Genomic DNA, 18,807 nt, shown 5'->3' with positions numbered 1-18,807 from the left:
TTAACTATAAGGCGCTGTATCAAATATAAAAACGGGCGCTCGCCCGTTTTTTTCATGGCCCCGTGTCAAAGGGCGCGGTGAGGATTTTCCGGCCGCGCCAGCTGATCGAAGGCGGCGAATACCGGGGCGCTGGCGAGGATGCGACCGTGGCCCAGACCCCGGGTGCTCACCAGCCGGGTATGACCATCCTGACTGGCCCGCAAGGAATCGCCGTGCGGGGCAAATCTGTCCTCCTCGTCGTGCACGATCATCGCCGCGCCGCTGCGACTGGCGAGTCGGCCCAGCGGATCAACCGTGCTCAAGGGGTGCTGGTACTCCTGCTCAATCTCCTTGACCACCGCATCGAACAACCGGATGGAGTAGCCGGAGCGCGCCACCATGCCGTAGAGCTGGGGCACATAGTCGAGCACCGGCGAAATCAACAGCAGCGGCAGGGTATCGATACCCGCCTGACGGCTGGAGAGGGTGACGGCGCCTCCCATGCTGTGGGCGATGACCCCGTGCAGCGGGCATACTTCGCTGGCCAGCTTGGTCGCCAGTTCGTCGAAGGCGCGCACGAAGCGGGGCAGGTGGCCAGTGTTGCCTGCGCTCTGGCCGTGGGCCGGATGATCGTAGGCAATGGCGGTGAAACCTTGCGCGGCGATATGGCTCATCAGCGGATAGAACTGGCTGGCGCTGCCGGACCAGCCGTGCATCAGCAGCCACAGCGGCCCCTGACCGAGCCGATAGCTCATCAATACCCCTTCGCTGGTATGGACGGCCTGCTTCACCAGACCGGCAGGTTCGTGGCCATCCCGCTGATTGCGCTGGGGGGTGAGCAGCAACTTGCTGGCGGTGCGCTTGGCATGGGTGGGGGCGAGTCTGTGGTGTAACCGGGTGCCGATCCCCAGCAGCCATTTGCTCGGGCTGAAGCGGCTGGTGTTGAAGTAGATCTTGCTGCTCATGGTCATCCTGTGGTTTTTATGTGCGAACGGTCGTGCTTTTTTGTTGATTTTTAAAAATTAGTGTTGAACGGATGCCAAAACATCAGCGCCAGCTGCTCAGCAGAGCGTCCACCTCGGGCCAGAAGTGGCGGGCCGGATCCTGACACAGTTCGAGATCGTTGAACACCTGATCCGCCAGATAGAGGCCATAGAGGCGGTAAACGGCGCGCCAGGGATCCATCTCCCGTCGCCACTCGCCTGCGGCTTGACCCTGCACCACCTGACGGGCCAGATAGTCGAGCCAGAAGCGCACCAGTTGCCGGGCGGCTTGTTGTACAGGGCTCTCTTGCTCATGGCCATCCTGCACCGAGGTCCAGGCGTCGAGGAACATGCAGCGTCCGGCGAAGCAGTGGTTCCACGCCTGCCAGGCACGCAGCAGGGCGATCAGCTTGTCGTGCTGGCACTGGTGCTCCTGCTGACGTACCGGCTGGATCACCCGCAGCCGGAACACCTCGGCGGCGTACTCCAGCACGGCTATCTGCAGATTGTCGCGGGATTGAAAGTGGGCAAACAGGCCGCTTTTGGACATCTCGCAGGCACTGGCCAGCGAGCCGATGGTCAGGCTCTCCAGCCCTTGCTGGCTCGCCTGCTCAAAGGCAGTCTGCAAAATGGTTTCCCGGGTCAGGCGCCCCTTGCTCATCACACTCTCCTCGTTGGCGCTGGCAGCATAAAGTACGATCGTGCTAATTGTCGAGCAACAAATAGCCAGCATGGCTGGCTATTTCGTCTCGCGCGTGTCACTGCGCGCGGGGTTCAGCTCTCCTTGATATCGAGCTGTTGCAGGGCGATAACCGCCTGAGTTCGGTTCTTGACGCCCAGTTTTCTGAAGATGGCGGTGATATGGGCCTTGATGGTGGCCTCGGAGACGTTGAGCTCCCAGGCGATCTGTTTGTTCAGGCTGCCATCGCGCAGCATGATCAGCACCTTGTACTGCTGGGGGGTGAGGCTGGCCAGCTTGCTGGCGAAATCGGGGCCGTCTTCCGATTCAGGATGGAGCGAGATGCCTTCCGGCACCCAGTTATCCCCCCCGATCACCGTATTGAGGGCATTGACCAGCTCCTTCATCGGCACCGACTTGGGAATGAAGCCGAGCGCCCCGAGCCGCAGCACCTGCTGGATGATGGCCGCATCTTCCGAGGCGGAGACCACCACGATGGGCAGGTCGGGATACTGGCCGCGCAGGTGGGCCAGCCCCTCGAAGCCATTGGCTCCCGGCATCTTGAGATCGAGCAGCAACAGGTCAACTTCGGGGTGCTCGCCGAGCAGGCTGGTCAGGCTGTCGATGGAGTCCGCTTCCAGCAATTGAGCGTCGTTGATGGCCATGTGCACCGCTTGGTAAAGGGCGCCCCGAAACAGGGGGTGGTCATCTGCGATGACGATGGTAAATTGGCTGTCCATATTTCGGTTAATGGCTCACATTGTTGCTAACTGATTGTTTTGAAAAATCAAACTAGCATCGCTCACCAAGAGGGTCAAACCCGCCGGTGCGCAAATGTGAAGCGAACATCGGATGTTTTGCCATCAGGGCAGATCGGCCGGTCGCAGGCAACTCATGCAGGAGGCAACAGATGGGATCCTTGGTATTGGCGGTGGGCACCGGCTCCACCTGGGCGATGCGAGCGGCACTGGTGCTCGCCATGAGCGGGCTGACGTGGCAGGAGCAGGTGTTCGATCTGGAGGATGCCAAGTCGCTGGCGCGGCTCAAGCGGCTGGCACCGGCCGGTCTGGTGCCCTGGCTCGAACACGATGGCTTGCGGGTTCACGACTCGCTGGCCATCGCCGAATATGTTCACGAGCTCTGTCCCGACCGTCAGCTCTATCCGGTTTCGCTGGCCGAGCGGGCACTGGCTCGCAGCCTCTGCGCCGAGTTGCACGCGGGATTTCGGCAGATCCGTTCTCTGCTCCCCTTCTTTCTTGGGGCGCCAACCCGTATCGATCCCCCGGTGGAGGCGGTCGGCGAGCTGGCCCGTTTGCAGGAGATCTGGTCGCAGGCGCGGGGCCCTTTCTACTTTGGCGAGGCGGGCATTGTCGATGCCTTCTATGCGGTGATGGCCTATCGGCTGGCCAGCTACGGCATCCTGTTGCCCGGTCAGGCCGGAGCCTATCAGCAGGCGCTGCTTTCTTGGCCTCTGTGGCAGGAGACCCTGCTCAAGGCGCGGTTGCAGTGGCCAGTAGCGGCGCGCCAGTCACAGTGAACCATGGCATATGGATAAATGAGAGAGGGGAGCCAGTGGCTCCCCTCTCTGTTGCTGGTAAATATGGCCCAAGAGTTACTTCTGCCGACCGGCAAAGACCACCACCACCTTGTCATCCCCCTTCTCCCGCACGAAGGCGTAGGGGGCATCCGAGAGTTTCTGGTGGCTGCCTGCCGCAATGGCCGGATGGGCGGCGCGGAACTGGCCCAGTTGCTGCCAGTGCTTGACCAGCTCAGCCTTGTCTCCGCTAGCCAGATCCTGCCAGTTCATATCCGAGCGCAAGCCTTGATCGAACACCCCGCCATTCTTGGCCAGCCCGCGGCCGGACTCGTCGCCGTAGTAGAGCTGGATGCCGCCTGGCAGCAGCATAAAGCTGTTGGCGACCCGGCGCTGTAGCGGCACATCCTGATAGTCTCCAAAGAACAGCTTGGTGTCGTGGGAGCTGATGTAGCTCAACACGTTGAACTCGGGATCCTGATTGATGCGGCTGGCGTAGCTGGCATAGGTGGGCTCGGCGCTGGCCATGCACTGGGCCTGTGACAGTGCGAACTCGCGCTGATAGTCGAAGTTGATCAGGGAATCGAAACCGTTCTGATACCAGAAATCCTTGGCGACCCCGTGATCCCACACCTCACCCACCATGTAGAAGGGCAGAGCGTCGAGGGCCTTGTCCGGGTTGGCGGCTTTCCACTCCTTGAGTGCAGCGGTGCCCGCCTGCTTGAGCTTGGCCCACACCTCGGGCTCCAGATGCTTGACGGTGTCGGCGCGGAAGCCGTCGATGCCAAAGCGACGCACCCAGTCGGTGTGCCAGGCGATCAGGTAGTCGCTCACGGTAGCGTCGGGCAGCGCCTTGGCGAGGGTATCCTTTTTCGCCGCCAACAGTGGCGGCAGCCCTACCGGTTTGGTCGATTCGGTCAGAAAGTCCGGCAGCCCCGCCACCGAGCCGGTGACATCGTCGGTGCCGGGCTGCGGGTAGCCGGGCAGACCGGCGCGCACCCAGTCACCACTCCACCACTTGTTCCACGCGAGTGATTGATAGTCGATGAACTGGTTGTAACCATGCCAGTTGAGGCCACCGCTCGGGCGCCACTGGTTCCAGACGGTCGGCAGTTTGCTGCTGTTCTGAGTCAGTTCGGTGAGCCCCAGATCTTGCAGATCGGCGAGGGTGGCGTAACCGGCGTGGTTCATCACCACGTCGAGGATGATCCGCATGCCGCGCTTGTGGGCCTCATCCACCAGGGTTTTCAGACTCTCTTCATCGCCATAGTTGGGGTCAATCTTGGTGAAGTCGAGCGCCCAGTAGCCGTGGTAGGCGTAGAAGGGGAAGTTGCCCTGCTCGCCACCGCCGATAAAGCCGTGCACCTGCTCCACCATGGGGGTGATCCAGATGGCGTTCATGCCGAGGCTCTTGATGTAGTCGAGCTTCTCGGTCAGCCCCTTGAAGTCGCCGCCGTGCCAGGTGGCCACCTCGTCTTGACCATCCTTTTGGCGCCCGAAACTGTGGTCGTTGGCGGGGTCACCATTGTGGAAGCGATCGGTCAGCAGAAAATAGACGCTCGCCTGATCCCAGCTGAATGGTGCTGGCTTGGCTGCCTTGACCGGCTCGAGCAGCAGCAGGCCGCCGCTCTCTTTGCTCGGGGTCAGGGTCAGTTTGCCCTGTTTGACCACCGCCTCCTGTTTCGAGTAGGCATCCCGCAGTCGGGTGCCGTCGGGCCAGACCCCTTTGAGCGACACCGTGACCGGGCCGCCATCCCAGCTGATGCAGGGCTCTTCTGGTGGCTGGCGTTTGAATTCGCTCTTCTTGGTCGCCCGCAGCACCTTGAGGCTGGGGGTATCCGGGTTGAAGGTGAACTGATACTCCCCGGCCAGCATCACCCGAAGGGTAAAGCTCTGATCCTTGCTGCATTTGTCCATGGGCTGGGCGGTGCCGAAGGGGAGCGGCTTGCTCTCGCTCGGACCAAAGCTGGTACCGCAACTGTTGTCTGCGTCGCTGATGCGGAGCTGGTGGCTCCCCTTGGCAAGAGGGTGAGTCAGCTCCACCGTGCCCTTGTCCAGCGCGATCGGGGCCGCTACCGGTTGACCATCCACATAGAGGCGAACCTCGGGGGCGGCCATCGCCTGTGGGGTGAACAGAGGGGCGGCCAGCAGGGCAAGCCAGAGAGGGGATAAGTGATGAGCACGACGCATAAGCCATTCCTTGAGCAGGGCAGTTCGGACAAGGGCCCATTCTAGGAGCAGCAAAGCGCGCCTTGGATCGGCAAAATGCCGATTTGTGACATCAGTTCAAATGGTTACGTTTTCAAGCCGAGGAAAGTGTGACGGAGAGGAGAGGGACGCTCTGTCGATAAAAATAGCGGCCATAAAAAATGCCGGTCAGGTGACCGGCATTTGGTGTATCAGGCATCGTCGTCACATCAGACGGTGAAGAACTTGAAGTTGACGAAGGCCACCGCGATGAAGGAGGCAACCATGCCGCTGATGCAGAGCACCGCCGGGCGGATGGCGGGCCAGCGATGGGTCAGCAGAATGATGGCCAGCAGGGTCGGGTAGAGCCCGAACATGTAGCGTGGCATGGCGTTGAGGCCGGTCATCAGCGGGATGGTGCAGCAGATGAACATCAGGGTCGCTTCCGCCCAGCGTTTCTGGCTGAACAGGTAGCCGTTCAGGCACCAGCCGAAGATCACCATGATGGAGAGGTAAGCCTTGCGGCCGCCCAGCTCGAAACCGCTCAGCCACCAGTCCAGCGGGCTGTCCATGTAGCGACCCCATGCCACCTGAATGTGTTTGAAGGCGAAGGCATCGCCGGTCAGATGATAGAGGTAGACCATGTAGGCAAACAGGCCAAACGGGATCATCCAGAGGGTGAACACCACCTTGAAGGCGCGCTCGGTAAAGCGGAAAAATTCCCGCCAGCCGTAGGCCTGCAGCGCCAGGATCAGCACCGGGAAGACCATCATCACCCCCAGGTTGCGGGTGGCGGAGATACAGACCCCCAGCACGGCCACCATCAGCCACTGCTCCCGATAGGCGAACAGGAACATCCCCAGCATCAGCGCCATAAAGGTCGACTCGGTATAACCGGAGACGAAGTAGGCTGAGAAGGGGGAGAAGGCGAGCAGCCAGACGCCGAAGCGGGCGGTATCGTCCCCCAGCTTGAGCTGACGCAACACCAGCAGCATCAGCGGCAGGCTGGCGAAGAAAGAGATATTGGTAACAATAATGAGGCCGATCAGGCTCTCGACATTGAACAGGTTGGAGATGGCACCGGAGACCATCGGATAGAGCGGCATAAAGGCCCAGTTGGCCGCATTGCCCTTGCTCAGCCAGCGCGGGTAGAGGTCGTAGCCGTTTTCGATGATGCGCTGGAACCAGACGCAGTCGAACTGGCAATAGGCCTGCAGCGGGCCGATGTCGGGGGAACCATAGAGCTGGACACCGAAGTAGCCCATGCCATACAGCGCCACCCGGCTCAGCATGAAGGCGGCGATGATCATCAGCCAGTCACGGCCGCTGATGCGCAGTGACGGGCGATAGGGGAGTGCAGCCCCGGTTAGCGGGGCAGTATTGGTCATATCATTCATCAGGCAAAAACCCAGACGCGAGAGAGAACGTAAGTGAGGACGGTAACGGTCAGGGTGGCGATGACCACCGGCAGCAGACCGGAGAGCCCCGCAAACAGCAGGCCGCTCAGGATCAGGTTACGCACCGCCAGCGAGAAGAGGGCGACCAGCAGAAACTTGCTGGCGGCTCCCTGCTTCTGGAAGGTAATGTAGCGGTGACCAAAGAAGGAGAACCAGAATGCGATGGCAAAAGCCAGCGTGGTAACCAGGTGCTCCGAGATGGTGGGCCAGGTATGAAACAGTGCGATGGAGGTGCCAAGGTCGACGAGAGTAGCCCCCCCGCCGACAAAACCGAAACGTACCAGCCGCCAGAATTCCTCGCGGGAGATCATTGAGGCGCCTGCTCCTGCTGCTCTTGCGGGTTGCTGTCAGCGCTCTGCGGTTTGGCCGCATCCTGCTTGGCATACTGGCCATAGACCCCTTCAATGAGGTAGACCGGGCGCTGTTTCACTTCCACGAACATGCGGCCGATGTACTCGCCGATGATGCCGAGCGACAGCAGCTGGATACCGCCGAGGAACAGCACTACGGACATCAGGGAGGCGTAACCGGGCACGTCGATGCCGAAGAAGATCACCTGGGTGATGATTTTCAGGATATAGAGGAAGGCGACCAGCGAGACGCTGACCCCCACATAGCTCCAGACCCGCAGCGGCCAGCTGGAGAAGCTGAGCAGACCGTCGAGGGCGAAGTTCCACAGTTTCCAGTAGTTGAACTTGGTTTCACCGGCGTGACGGGCCGGGCGCTCGTAGGGGACGCCAACGGCACGGAAACCGGCCCAGGCAAACAGACCCTTCATAAAGCGGTTGCGCTCTGGCAGCAGCTTGATCGCCTCGACCACTCGACGGTCGATCAGGCGGAAGTCACCTGCGTTCTCCGGCAGCTTGGTGCTGGTGGATAGGGCGTTGAAGAAGCGGTAGAAGCCACCGGCAGTCAGGCGCTTCATCGGGGTATCGGCGCTGCGATCGACGCGGATGCCGTAGACGGTGTCATAGTCACCGGTCTGCCACAGTTTGACGAACTCCAGGATCAGGGCGGGCGGGTCTTGCAGATCCACGTCCATCGGCACGATGGCATCCCCTTTGGCCTGATGCAGACCGGCGGTCAGGGCCGCTTCTTTACCGAAGTTGCGTGCCAGGTTGACCAGGGTCACGCGCGGGTCACGGGCGATGGCCTGCTCGACCACTTCACGGGTGCGGTCACGACTGCCATCGTTGACGAATACAATTTCAAGCTGGTCTTTCAGCGGGGCCAGTTCGTTGTCTATCGCGTTGATGAAGGCATCGATGCTCTCTTCCTCGTTGTAAACGGGAACGACCAGAGAGAGTCGAAAATCTGGATGCGACATAAGAACGTCCTTATTTGGGATAGTTGTTTTTATAAAATGGTATTCGGGGCAAGGATCACTGGGCTACGGTCAAACGTACCGACTGCACATTGATGGGAGTAGGTGCCGAGAGCGCCAGAAAATTGGGGCGCTTGGGATCTGCCGTGAGTGAGTCGCCGGGCAGACTGAGGCGGATTTCGTTGATGCCCGCTTTGGCCAGTTTCACCGTGGTGGTGAAGTCGTGACCCAGCGCCACTTTCAACAGGGCACCGGCTTCCGGGCTGTTGATGCGGGCCTGTACGGTAAGCTGATCCGGATTGGCCGCCTGCTTGGGCAGCACAAAGTAGAGACCGCCCTGACCGCTGAGCAGGGTACCTTCGTCGCTCGGCTTCTTGGCCCAGCCTTCGCTGGAGAGGAAGCGGCTCGGCTTGGTCAGATTGAGCTCGTTACCCGGCTGATAGGTCATGCTGGAGTTGTGTTCCCAGAAGCGGGTTTTGCCTTCCAGATAATAGAGTTTGTAGGCCAGGCTCACGTTGGGGTGAGCAGCCAGATAGAGGGTGTAAAGATAAAAACCGCTTAACGCCAGAATGGCAGTCAAAAAACCGAACTTTTTGTACGTCATATCACTCTCTATGCCTGACAGAATGGGTAGGCCGATGTCGCGCATATGCTAATCCAATTGCAAAAAAAGCATAGTGGATCACAAAAAAATATTTGGTCACATATTAACCCCTTTTTACCCCTGTTCCAAACGTTGCTGTTTCCCGGTTAAACAGGTCTCGCGGGGTGCAGGTTGCCAGTGGCGCTCCGGCGGAGCAATTGGCAAATAGACGTGCTTTGCTGCGTCATTTTCTAGCGGATGCGATAGTCATCTGGCCTCTATCGCCATTTTGCAGGGGGCGATTTATGATGACTCACTTATTCGTCAAGGATGACATATGAAGTGGATCTCTTGCTGTCTGTTGCTTGGATTATGGGCGCCAATGGCATTGGCCAAGGCCCTGTGTCCCGAGCCTATTCAGGTCGGTTACGATAACTGGCCCCCCTACCATTATTACGAAGCCGACTCACCGCAAGAGGTGCGCGGTTATGCAGCCGAGGTGCTGACGGCTGTGCTCACTTCCATGCACTGCAAGGTCAACTATGTGGAGCTGCCCTGGAAGCGGGTACTGCACGAAATGGAGCATGGCGAGATAGACATGGCGATGGAGGCGAATATCAATGATGAGCGCGCCCGTTATGCCTGGTTTTCCGACTCCTACAACCCGGGGCGCACCTTGCTGTGGATCCGCAAGGGCAGCCACTACCCCGAGCAGGAGCTGGCGAGCTGGCTGGCCAGTGGTTACTCCCTCGGTGTCACCAAAGAGTACTTCTATGGCGATGAAGTGATGTCGCTGCTCGCTCGCTATGCCAAACAGGTGAGTGCAGTGAGCGACCAGCAAAATTTTGAGAAGCTGGCCCGCGGGCGGATCGACGGTTTCCTCGGTGACATGTTGGCTACCCCCAGCGCCCTTAGCAAGGAGGGGATGAGCGGTTTGTTCACCAGTCACCCCATGGTGGTATCTGAATCGCCGAGCTTCTTTATGTTGGGCAAGCGCAGCTTTTCGCCGCAGTTCTTGCAACAATTCAATCAGGCGTTGGCGCGGTTCAAGGAGACAGATGCGTATGACATTATCTGGCAGCGTTATGCCCCCGGGCGCTAGCAAAGTATTGGCCGTTCACGCATCATGAGCGGCCTGAGCATCGGGTCTGCTTGTCAGGCCCGACAGAGTGAACAAACCGTTTTGAGGTACCCATGGGGATGAAGTATTGGCTGGCCCTTGCCAATCTGGTGTGGCTGGGATGTTTGCCCGCTGGCGCGGTACATGCGACCGAAGCACAAGTCGTAGTGGCGGCCAGTGAAACCGGGCACGACTGGTATCAGGGCAGTCAGGCCGAACAGGCCCGTGTCGAGCTGGAACAGCAGCTGCAAGAGGCTGTGCTTGCTCAGCTGCATCCCGATTTTTTCACGCTGTGGAAGCGCCTGCAGGCCACCCCAGCAGACAAGCGTGGCGCCATCTATGACGACATTTTTGCCAAGCTCAGTCGTTTCCAGCACGCCTGGCGGGGGATGGATCTGGTCTCTCGCGAGCAGATGAAGACCCTCAAGCTCGATTTGAACCGCCCTGTGGTGACCCAACCCAGCGATGATGACCTGCTCACCCAGGTGAAATCCCTGCGCCCTCAGGTGGCGGAATACGAGGCGGTGCGGGCCAAAGTGCACAAACTGCTGGCAATGCCGATGGCCAGCAAGTGGCCGACTCTCGATATGCCGACCCTGCGTGCCGGAGAGAGCTCCGCCGAGCTCGGCCAAATCCGCGCCATGCTCAACGAGCTGGGCGACAGCGCCCCGAGCCATGGTGATCAGATTTACGATGGTGATACCGAGCAGGCCATCAAGCAGTTCCAGCGTCGTCATGGTCTCACCGTGGACGGCATTATCGGTCGTCAGACCCGCTCCTGGCTCAATACCGGCCCGCAAGTGCGCGCCAGCCTGCTGCTGCGCAACCTGTGGCGTCGCGATCTGGTGGATCAGCTCGCCGGTGGCCGCTACGTGCTGGTCAATATTCCCGACTACCGCCTGAGCGTGGTGGAGTCCGGCAACGAGGTGTTTACCAGCCGGGTTATCGTCGGCAAGGAGCAGCGGGCCACGCCCATTCTGGCCAGCGAAATTCGCTCCATCGTGCTCAACCCCTCCTGGCATGTGCCGCGCTCGATCCTGAGCAAGGACATCCTGCCCAAGCTGGGTCGCGATCCCGCCTATTTGAGTCGCGAGCAGTTCGAGGTGATCGACAGCGAGGGCAATCCGGTCCAGTTTACCGAAGAGGGGTGGCATCAGGCGCTGGCCGCCGGTTTCCCCTATCGCCTGCGGCAAAAGCCGGGTGATCACAATGCCCTGGGGCGCTACAAGTTCTACCTGCCCAACAATGACGCCATCTATCTGCACTCCACCCCGCGCAAGGCGCTGTTCGAGCAGGGGGCGCGCGCCTTCAGTTCGGGCTGCATCCGGGTGGAACATGCGGACGATCTGGCCGAGCTGTTGTTGGCCGATTCCCGCTATCAGCCGGACAAGGTGGCCAATATCCTCAAGGAGAGCCAGACCAAATGGTTGCCGCTCACCACGCCTATCCCGGTCTTTACCGTCTACTGGAGCAGCTGGATCGACGAAAATGGTCGCCAGCAACTGCGTAACGACATCTACGGATTTGATCGGGTCAGCTTCCAGAGCCGCCTGCTGTGATCCCTGCCACAGAGTGAAAAGCCCGGCCTGTGCCGGGCTTTTCTATGGGCGATAGAGGTTTGACAGGCCCCCCCGCCGGAGGGTAGTTTCAAGCGCCTGTATCACATTCAATCAGTGATCTTATTCAACTATTTTCGCTTGAATCTGCGATGGACGAACCCCTTATGCTGGAACAAGAGATAAGTCGACGTCGCCTGTTGTTGGGAGCCGGTTGCCTGCTGGGCAGCTCGCTGATCTCCTTCCCTGCACTGGCCAGCCGCAGTACCACCGGGCGTGAACTCAGTTTCTTCAATCTCAATACCGGCGAGCGGGTGCGCGCCAGCTATTGGGAAAACGGCCACTATCTGAGCGACGGATTGGCCGAGCTCAACCACATTTTCCGCGATTACCGGCGCAACGAAGTGTTCAACATCGACAAGAAGCTGTTTGATCAGCTGTTTCTGTTGCAGCACAAGCTGGGCCGGCGCAGTGAAATTCAGCTGATCTCCGGCTATCGCGCTCCGGCGACCAATCGTCAGAAGCGCCACAAGAGCCGCGGCGTGGCCAAGCACAGCTACCACACCCTGGGGCAGGCGGTGGATGTGCGGATCCCCGGTGTACAGCTGGCCCATCTGCGCAAGGCGGCGCTCCAGCTCAAGGTGGGTGGGGTTGGTTACTATCCCCGTGATAACTTCGTTCACCTCGATACCGGCCCGGTGCGCAGCTGGTAAAGGGGATGGCAAGCTGCCAAGCTCTTCCCACCAGAGAGGAGATAGCGATGAAAAAGATAGTGATTGGCGGCCTGATCGCCCTGTTGTTGACCGGTTGCAGCAAGCTCAACCGTGAAAATTACGACCAGTTGAAGATGGGGATGAGTTACGCCGAGGCCAGCACCATTCTGGGCAAGGCGGAGCGCTGTGATGATGCCTTGGGCACCACTAGCTGCCTCTGGGGCGGGGAAGGGAAGAACATCAAGATCCGCTTTATCGCCGACAAGGCGACCTTCTTCAGCTCGGAAGGGATTAACTGAGTCGCAGAACGTCCATGAAAAAAGCGCCACTCGGGCGCTTTTTTGTTGTTCGTAATCCAACCTGCTTCGCCAGAAGCTGGCGTACTCAGTGGGTCGCGTACTGGTAGTTGAAGGTGGGCAGACCCCACTTGAAGCGTACCGCCAGCAGCCGTAGCACAAAGCCGATTCCGATGGAACCGAACGCGGCCCAGTTGGTCGGCAAGCCCTGATCCAGCGCCAGACAGTAGAGGGCTGCGGTGATCAGCGAAATGGCTGCATAGAGCTCGCGACGAAATACCAGTGGAATCCGCTGGCAGAGCAGATCCCGCAGCACCCCGCCAAAGACCCCAGTCACTACCGCCATGATGCAGGCAATACCGGCGCCGTGGCCCATATCCAGCGCTCGGGCCGCACCGAAGATAGAGAAGACCACCAGTCCCAGGGCATCAAGGGCCATGAACAGCTTGCCGAGATAGCGCATCAGGGGGGCGGAGACCACACCCGCCATCGCGGCTGCGGCAACCAGCAGCACGTATTCCGGATGCTCAATCCAGAGCAGCGGATAGTGGCCGAGCAGCACATCGCGGATGGTGCCACCACCGATGGCCGTCGCCGAGGCGATGATCACCACACCAAACAGATCCATCCGTCGCCGACCCGCGGCCAGCGCGCCGGTCATCCCTTCGGCCACCAAGCCAACCAAGAAGAGTGCATGTAACATGAGATATCCCAGGGAACGAGAAAGGCCAGAATCCTACCAACTCGTGTCATATGGGACAAGCTATCGAATGCATGCATTAATTTAATTCATGCTAAATACGAAAAGGCACCGTTTCGGGTGCCTTTTTCTAATCAATGTTCAAGGGTTAGCGCCCCAACTGCTCCTGCCGGTAGTGATCGACCCACATGGCGGTGGCACCACAGATGGCAACCGGCATCACGAAGAGGTTCACCACCGGAATGGCGGAGAAGAGGGTCACCAAAGCGCCGAAGCTGAGGCACTTGCCGCGGCGTTGCTTCAACGCATCGCGCATGGTGATGAAGTCGATCTTGTGGTTGTCGAACGGATAATCCACATACTGGATCGCCATCATCCAGGCGCTGAACAGGAACCAGAGCACAGGCGCCAGGGTCTGGCCCACCACCGGGATCAGGAACAGGATCAGGCAGCCGATGGCCTTGGGCAGGTAATACTTCAGCTTGGTCCATTCGCGGCCGAAGGTACGTGGCACATCCTTGACGATATCCAGCATGCCGCTGTCATTGGCGGGCTGACCGGTGAGGATCTGCTCGACTTTCTCCGCCAGCAGGCCGTTGAAGGGAGCGGCTACCCAGTTGGCCACCGAGCTGAACAGGAAGGAGAAGACCACCAGTATGGTGATGAGGGCGATGGGCCACAGCAGATAGTCCAGCCAGTCGAGCCAGGCGGGGATCTGCTGATGGAGCCAGGCGAACAGGCCGTCCAGTTGTAGCAGCAGGGCATAGAAGGCCCCGGCAAACAGCACGAAGTTGACCAGCAGGGGGATCAGCACAAAGGTGCGGATGCCCGGTTGGCGAATGAGGGAAAAACCGCGCAGAAAGTAGTCTGCACCGCTGATTGAATCTTTGACCATATGGGGTGATTGGCTCATGTGAGCTCCATCTATGCATGGGAGAACTGCCAGCATATTACAAACAAGCCTTTGATTTGGTAAAGTCGCCGACTATTCCTTATTTCGTGCCGTGGCGACCAAAAATCGGGCATGAATGGGGATGATGCCTGCATATTACAAACAAAGCCGGGTCTGGATTTGGTAAAGTCACCTGCCCGCCTCCTCTTTATTTAGCCACTGATACAGGTCGCCATGCGTCTGAAACTGATCAAACTCGCCGGCTTCAAGTCGTTCGTCGAGCCGACCCGCATCGAACTGTCGGCAGACATGACCGCCGTGGTGGGCCCCAACGGCTGTGGCAAATCCAACGTCATCGACGCGGTGCGCTGGGTGTTGGGGGAGAGCTCAGCCCGCCATCTGCGCGGCGAGAACATGACCGATGTTATCTTCAACGGCTCTATCAATCGCAGTGCGCACGGGCGCGCCTCGGTCGAGCTGGTGTTCGACAATCCCCATAACCGGGTGCCCGGCGAGTTCGGCCGCTTTACCGAGATCTCGGTGCGCCGCGAAGTGCTGCGCGATGGCTCCAACCACTATCAGATCAACGGCCAGAAGTGCCGCCGCAAGGATGTGACCGACCTCTTCCTCGGCACCGGTCTTGGCCCCCGCAGCTACGCCATCATCGAGCAGGGCACTGTCAGCCGACTGGTGGAGTCGCGTCCGGCCGATCTCAAGCTCTTTATGGAAGAGGCCGCCGGGGTTTCCCGCTACAAGGAGCGGCGCCGCGAGACCGAGCAGCGCATTCGCCACACTCAGGAGAACCTGGAGCGCCTCGGCGATATTCGCGGCGAGCTGGGTTCGCGCCTTGAGCACCTCAAAGCCCAGGCCGAGACCGCCGAGCGCTACAAACAGCTCAAGAGTCGTTCGCGCGCTGCTCGTGCCGAGTTGATTGGCTCCGAGTTGTGGGCGCTGGAGACGCGCCTTGGCGAGGCCAAAACCGAGCTGGCGCAGGCCGAGCAGGCGCTGGCGGCGCTCGATGCAAAGCGCACCGCCGATGAGGGACGCCACGTCACCCTGTCGGTCGCCAGACAAGAGGCGCAAGCCGAGCAGGCGAGCCGTCAGCAACAGATTTTTCTCGGTGGGCAAGCTATCGCCCGCCTCGAGCAACAGCAACTGCACCAGAGTGAACTGGGGCGCGACTGGCAGGCCCGTGCAGAGGCGCTGGGCGAACGGATTGCCACTCGCAAGGCGCAGCTGGCCAGCCAGCAGGATCAACTGACCGAAGGGGTATTGCGCGCCGAGCAGGAGAGCGCCCGGCTGGAGCAGTGTGAGCAGTTGCTCACCGAGCAGCAGGAGGCCCGCCAGCACGCCAGCGAGCAGCTGGAGCAGGCCCGCCTGCGCCAGCAGCAGTGGCAACAACAGTTGGCCGGGTTGCAGGGCCAGCTCAACCAGACTCGTACCCGGTTGGGTGGCTTGCAGGAGTTGCAAGCCAAGACCCGGCTGGCCCGCCTCAAGCTGGAAGATGAACGCGCTGGCCCCCTCGGCGCTGAGGACGATGACCTGCAACCGGCCCTCGATGCCCTGAGTGGTGAGCTGGAGCTGACGCGGGCGGCCAATGACGAGCTGACCGAGCAGCTGGCGCAGGCGGTCGACGCCCATGAACAACTCAAGCAGCAGCATGGCCAGCAGTTGAGCCTGCAGCGGGAGCTGGAGGCGCGGCTGGCGACCCTGGATCAGATCCTCGGCGAGCAGATGGAAGGGGCGACCCTGGCGGATCGACTGCAGGTTGCTCCCGAATGGGCACGGGCACTCGACAAGGTGCTGGGTCGCTGGCTCACCGCAACGCCGGCGGACGAGTGCGATCTGATGCAAGAGGGGCTCTGGATTGGCCCGGCGCAACCGGCGGTTGCCGGTACGCTGGCGGCGCAACTGGGTGGTGAGCATATTCCTGCCTTCCTCAACGCCATCTGGCTGGTGGAGAGCCGAGAAGCCGCATTGGCCCGCCAGCCAAGCCTTGCGGCCGGTGAGTCGGTACTGACTCCTGCTGGCGACTGGCTGGGGCCAAACTGGGCCGATTTGGGACAGGGCGCGGCGCTTGGCACCATGGCGCTGCTGGGTGAGCGTGAGCGGTTGCATACCGAGCAGAAGAGGGTTGCCGCGGGGCTGGCACAGCTGAGCGAGCAACTTGTGGCTGCTGATGCCCGGCGTGCCCAGCTTGCCAGTGCGCAGGAGTTGTCGCAGCGAACCTTGCGCGAGCAAGAGCAGAAATGGCAACAACTGCGCGAAGCCTGGAGCCTGCAACAGGGTCAGCGGCAGGAGCGGTTGCAGCGGCTCGGTCAGCTCGGCGAAGAGCTGATCCGGCTCGATCAGGAGCAGGCCGAAGAGGCAGAGCGACTGGCCAGCGCCCGTGAACAACTGGAACTCGATGAGGCACTCCTTGCCGAGTTGCAGGTGCAGGGGGAGCCGCTGAAGCAAGGGTTGCAGCTCGCTCAGGAGCTGCTGACCCGCTGCGAGCGGGCGGTCGACGAGGCCCGTGCGCGCCGCGAGCAGCAACAAGCGGCCTGCCAGCGTTTGCAACTGGAGTTGGGCAATCTGCGCCAACTCATAACCCTGGGCGAAGAGGAGTTGGCGAGGCTTGGGCTGGAGCTGGCCGGGCTGAAAGGGCCGGATAGCGAGGCAGTGCCGGATCTGGCGCCCCTGCTGGCCGAGCAGCGCAATCTTGAGGCGCAGCAGCTCGCCTGCCATCAACGGCTTGCGGAGCTGGAGCGCCAGCTCGGTGAGCTGGAGCAGGCCAGAAGTGCCGATCACAAGCAGTTGGTGACGTTGCAAGAGAAGCTGGCAACCCTGCGTCTTGAGCGCGAACGCAACCTCACCCGTCGACAGGGGCTGCACGAGCAGTTTGAAGAGCTGGGGGTTCGACTGGTGGATCTCGATCAGGCGGTGTTGATCGCCGCTGATCGTGGCAAGCTGCGGCAGGAGATCCAGACTCTGGAGGCGCAAGTGGAGGCGCTCGGCGCCATCAACCTGGCGGCGCTGGAGGAGTACGAAGAGGCGAAAACCCGGGCAACCTATCTTGAAAATCAGTGCCAGGATCTCGAGCAAGCGCTGGAAACCTTGAGCCAAGCCATTAAAAGAATTGATAAAGAGACACAAATACGGTTCCGGGACACTTTCGATAAGGTCAACGAAGATTTAAAATCCCTGTTTCCGAAAGTGTTCGGTGGGGGCAGTGCCTGGCTTGAGCTTACCTCCGATGATCTTTTGGAGGCCGGAGTGAGCATCATGGCGAGACCTCCGGGTAAGAAGAATGCTACCATTGCCCTGCTTTCCGGGGGGGAGAAGGCGTTAACCGCGCTTGCGCTGGTTTTTGCCATCTTCAGACTCAACCCAGCACCTTTTTGTCTGCTGGATGAGGTGGATGCACCGCTCGATGAAGTGAACGTCGGTCGCTTCTGTTCTCTTGTCAAAGAGATGTCGAGCACAGTACAGTTCGTTTACATCAGTCATAATAAGGTCTCCATGGAGATGGCTGAGCAGCTGGTTGGCGTCACGATGCAAGAGCCCGGGGTTTCTCGCATTGTGTCGGTCGATATCGGTGAAGCCGTCGCTTTGGCTGAGCAAAACTAGAAAGAGAAGCAGCTAATGCAGGAATTGCGTTACATCTTGGTTGCCCTGGGCGGTATTGCTATTGCGGCATTGCTCATTCACGGGTTGTGGAGCAACAAAAAGAATCGTCAGGCACCGATCAAAGAGAAACCGATTGGACGGATGGACTCCAAGTCGCGGGATCGTGATAACGACGCCTTCGACAGCGATGGCATCGGCCAGGTACGTGTGGTCAGTGGTGGCCGTCGTGCCGAGCCCAAGCTGCGCAGTGAAGAGAGCCGCCAGCCGGAACTCGGTCGTCGCCCTGCCGTCCCCGCCTTTGATGATGAAGATGACGAGGACGATCTGCCGCCGCCTGTAGTGCGCAAGCCTGCTGCCCGCCCGGTTCCGCCGCCTCCTGTCTATGAAGAGGAGGAAGCGTTCGACGAACCGCTGCCCGAGGAGATCGACGAGGCGCCCGCCGCGCCGGTGCGCAAACCTGCTCAGGTCAATCGTCGTACCCCGGTCTACCGTTCCCGTCCCCAGCGCGAGCCCATGATGCAGTCGCTGGACGACGAGCCGCTGGTCGAGCCCGCCTACGCGACCGCCCCGACTTTTGGTGCCCGTGCAGAGACAGTCCGTACCGCCGACACAGTGCGTGCCGAACCGGTGCGTGCTCCCGAGCCGGAATATCAGCCGCAGCCCCGTCATGTGGCTCCCGAGCCTGTTTATGAAGAGCCGGCCTATGTGGCACCTGCTCCTGTGGTGGAAGAGCCGCGCATGGCCCCCCAGTCGGTCGAGAAGATCTGGCAGGATGTCTATGTCATCAACCTGATGGGCCGTCCGGGTCACGACTTGCAAGGTGCAACCCTGCTCTCATCCCTGATGGCGCTGGGCTTCAAGTTTGGCGAGATGGATATTTTCCACCGTCACGAAGATCCCAACGGCAAGGGTGAAGTGCTCTTCTCCATGATCAACATGGTCAAGCCGGGTACTTTCAATCCCTATCGGATGGAGCAGTTCACCACGCCGGGTGTCTCCCTGTTCATGCAACTGCCGCTGCGCAGCAATGCCGCGTTTGCCTTCGAGGATATGCTGCAGGCTGCCGATCAGCTGGCCAGCGATCTCGATGCCATGCTGACCGATATGGATCGCAGCCCGCTGAGCGACGAGACCATTGCCCGTTACCGTCACGAGCTGGCTGCCTACGAGGCCAGCCGCGACTAATACGCCATGC

Annotated in this window: 17 protein-coding genes; 7 read left to right on the top strand and 10 right to left on the bottom strand. The window is 60.3% G+C overall.

Features of this window, described 5'->3' with window-relative positions:
- Positions 1 to 65: 65 nt before the first annotated feature.
- The 3 genes from G5168_RS03670 to G5168_RS03660 form a co-directional block, all read right to left on the bottom strand.
- Entirely contained in the window at positions 66 to 944 is an 879-nt protein-coding gene (locus tag G5168_RS03670) for an alpha/beta hydrolase (RefSeq protein WP_236272506.1), read from the bottom strand.
- 82 nt (positions 945 to 1,026) lie between these two features.
- Positions 1,027 to 1,623 (bottom strand): TetR/AcrR family transcriptional regulator, encoded by a 597-nt coding sequence (locus G5168_RS03665; RefSeq protein ID WP_421172076.1) that lies wholly within the window; start codon positions 1,621 to 1,623, stop codon positions 1,027 to 1,029.
- Between the two features lie 113 nt (positions 1,624 to 1,736).
- Positions 1,737 to 2,381 (bottom strand): response regulator, encoded by a 645-nt coding sequence (locus G5168_RS03660; protein ID WP_005338467.1) that lies wholly within the window; start codon positions 2,379 to 2,381, stop codon positions 1,737 to 1,739.
- 170 nt (positions 2,382 to 2,551) lie between these two features.
- On the opposite strand from G5168_RS03660, the gene G5168_RS03655 reads away from it, so the two are divergent.
- Complete coding sequence (locus G5168_RS03655; protein WP_421251858.1) at positions 2,552 to 3,178, top strand: glutathione S-transferase; 627 nt, start codon at positions 2,552 to 2,554, stop codon at positions 3,176 to 3,178.
- 75 nt (positions 3,179 to 3,253) lie between these two features.
- Here the strand turns inward: G5168_RS03655 and G5168_RS03650 are convergent, their stop codons facing one another.
- The 5 genes from G5168_RS03650 to G5168_RS03630 all read right to left on the bottom strand — a co-directional run bounded on the left by G5168_RS03650 (position 3,254) and on the right by G5168_RS03630 (position 8,747).
- Positions 3,254 to 5,365 (bottom strand): alpha-amylase, encoded by a 2,112-nt coding sequence (locus G5168_RS03650; protein WP_421251857.1) that lies wholly within the window; start codon positions 5,363 to 5,365, stop codon positions 3,254 to 3,256.
- A 227-nt stretch (positions 5,366 to 5,592) separates the two neighbouring features.
- Positions 5,593 to 6,759, bottom strand: a complete 1,167-nt coding sequence (locus tag G5168_RS03645) for a hypothetical protein (RefSeq protein ID WP_005338464.1) — start codon at positions 6,757 to 6,759, stop codon at positions 5,593 to 5,595.
- Positions 6,759 to 7,130, bottom strand: a complete 372-nt coding sequence (locus G5168_RS03640) for a GtrA family protein (RefSeq protein ID WP_005338463.1) — start codon at positions 7,128 to 7,130, stop codon at positions 6,759 to 6,761. Before G5168_RS03640 ends, G5168_RS03645 begins: the two co-directional genes overlap by 1 nt.
- The gene (locus G5168_RS03635) at positions 7,127 to 8,146 is read right to left on the bottom strand and encodes a glycosyltransferase family 2 protein (protein ID WP_058056731.1); all 1,020 of its coding nucleotides are present in this window, start codon (positions 8,144 to 8,146) and stop codon (positions 7,127 to 7,129) included. The genes G5168_RS03640 and G5168_RS03635 overlap by 4 nt, the downstream gene beginning before the upstream one ends.
- A 55-nt stretch (positions 8,147 to 8,201) precedes the next feature.
- On the bottom strand, positions 8,202 to 8,747 hold the full coding sequence (locus G5168_RS03630; protein ID WP_041202288.1) for a hypothetical protein: 546 nt from the start codon (positions 8,745 to 8,747) through the stop codon (positions 8,202 to 8,204).
- Between the two features lie 316 nt (positions 8,748 to 9,063).
- On the opposite strand from G5168_RS03630, the gene G5168_RS03625 reads away from it, so the two are divergent.
- The 4 genes from G5168_RS03625 (at position 9,064) to G5168_RS03610 (ending at position 12,414) form a co-directional block, all read left to right on the top strand.
- A complete protein-coding gene (locus G5168_RS03625; protein WP_040066665.1) occupies positions 9,064 to 9,828 on the top strand; it encodes a substrate-binding periplasmic protein in 765 nt (254 codons plus the stop codon).
- A gap of 92 nt (positions 9,829 to 9,920) precedes the next feature.
- On the top strand, positions 9,921 to 11,405 hold the full coding sequence (locus G5168_RS03620) for a L,D-transpeptidase family protein (protein WP_421251856.1): 1,485 nt from the start codon (positions 9,921 to 9,923) through the stop codon (positions 11,403 to 11,405).
- Positions 11,406 to 11,569: 164 nt separating this feature from the next.
- Positions 11,570 to 12,115 carry a DUF882 domain-containing protein gene (locus G5168_RS03615; protein WP_005338458.1) on the top strand — a complete coding sequence of 182 codons (546 nt, stop codon included), beginning with the start codon at positions 11,570 to 11,572 and terminating at the stop codon, positions 12,113 to 12,115.
- 47 nt (positions 12,116 to 12,162) lie between these two features.
- Positions 12,163 to 12,414 carry a lipoprotein gene (locus tag G5168_RS03610; RefSeq protein WP_005338457.1) on the top strand — a complete coding sequence of 84 codons (252 nt, stop codon included), beginning with the start codon at positions 12,163 to 12,165 and terminating at the stop codon, positions 12,412 to 12,414.
- Positions 12,415 to 12,499: 85 nt separating this feature from the next.
- On the opposite strand, the gene G5168_RS03605 is transcribed toward G5168_RS03610, so the two are convergent.
- Both G5168_RS03605 and cysZ read right to left on the bottom strand, forming a co-directional pair.
- On the bottom strand, positions 12,500 to 13,114 hold the full coding sequence (locus G5168_RS03605; protein WP_005338456.1) for a trimeric intracellular cation channel family protein: 615 nt from the start codon (positions 13,112 to 13,114) through the stop codon (positions 12,500 to 12,502).
- A gap of 145 nt (positions 13,115 to 13,259) precedes the next feature.
- Complete coding sequence (cysZ, locus tag G5168_RS03600; protein WP_110302675.1) at positions 13,260 to 14,024, bottom strand: sulfate transporter CysZ; 765 nt, start codon at positions 14,022 to 14,024, stop codon at positions 13,260 to 13,262.
- Positions 14,025 to 14,237: 213 nt separating this feature from the next.
- Here cysZ and G5168_RS03595 point away from each other — a divergent pair, with 213 nt between their 5' ends.
- Both G5168_RS03595 and zipA read left to right on the top strand, forming a co-directional pair.
- Positions 14,238 to 17,612, top strand: coding sequence for an AAA family ATPase (locus tag G5168_RS03595; RefSeq protein WP_421251855.1), 3,375 nt, complete (start codon positions 14,238 to 14,240; stop codon positions 17,610 to 17,612).
- Between the two features lie 15 nt (positions 17,613 to 17,627).
- Positions 17,628 to 18,797 (top strand): cell division protein ZipA, encoded by a 1,170-nt coding sequence (zipA, locus tag G5168_RS03590; RefSeq protein ID WP_421251854.1) that lies wholly within the window; start codon positions 17,628 to 17,630, stop codon positions 18,795 to 18,797.
- Positions 18,798 to 18,807 lie beyond the last annotated feature (10 nt).

This window comes from Aeromonas sp. 600724, from assembly GCF_049175135.1.
Classification (GTDB): domain Bacteria; phylum Pseudomonadota; class Gammaproteobacteria; order Enterobacterales; family Aeromonadaceae; genus Aeromonas; species Aeromonas veronii_A.
Note: the sequence above shows the minus strand (reverse complement) of the source record. Positions and strands in the feature narration are given on the sequence as shown.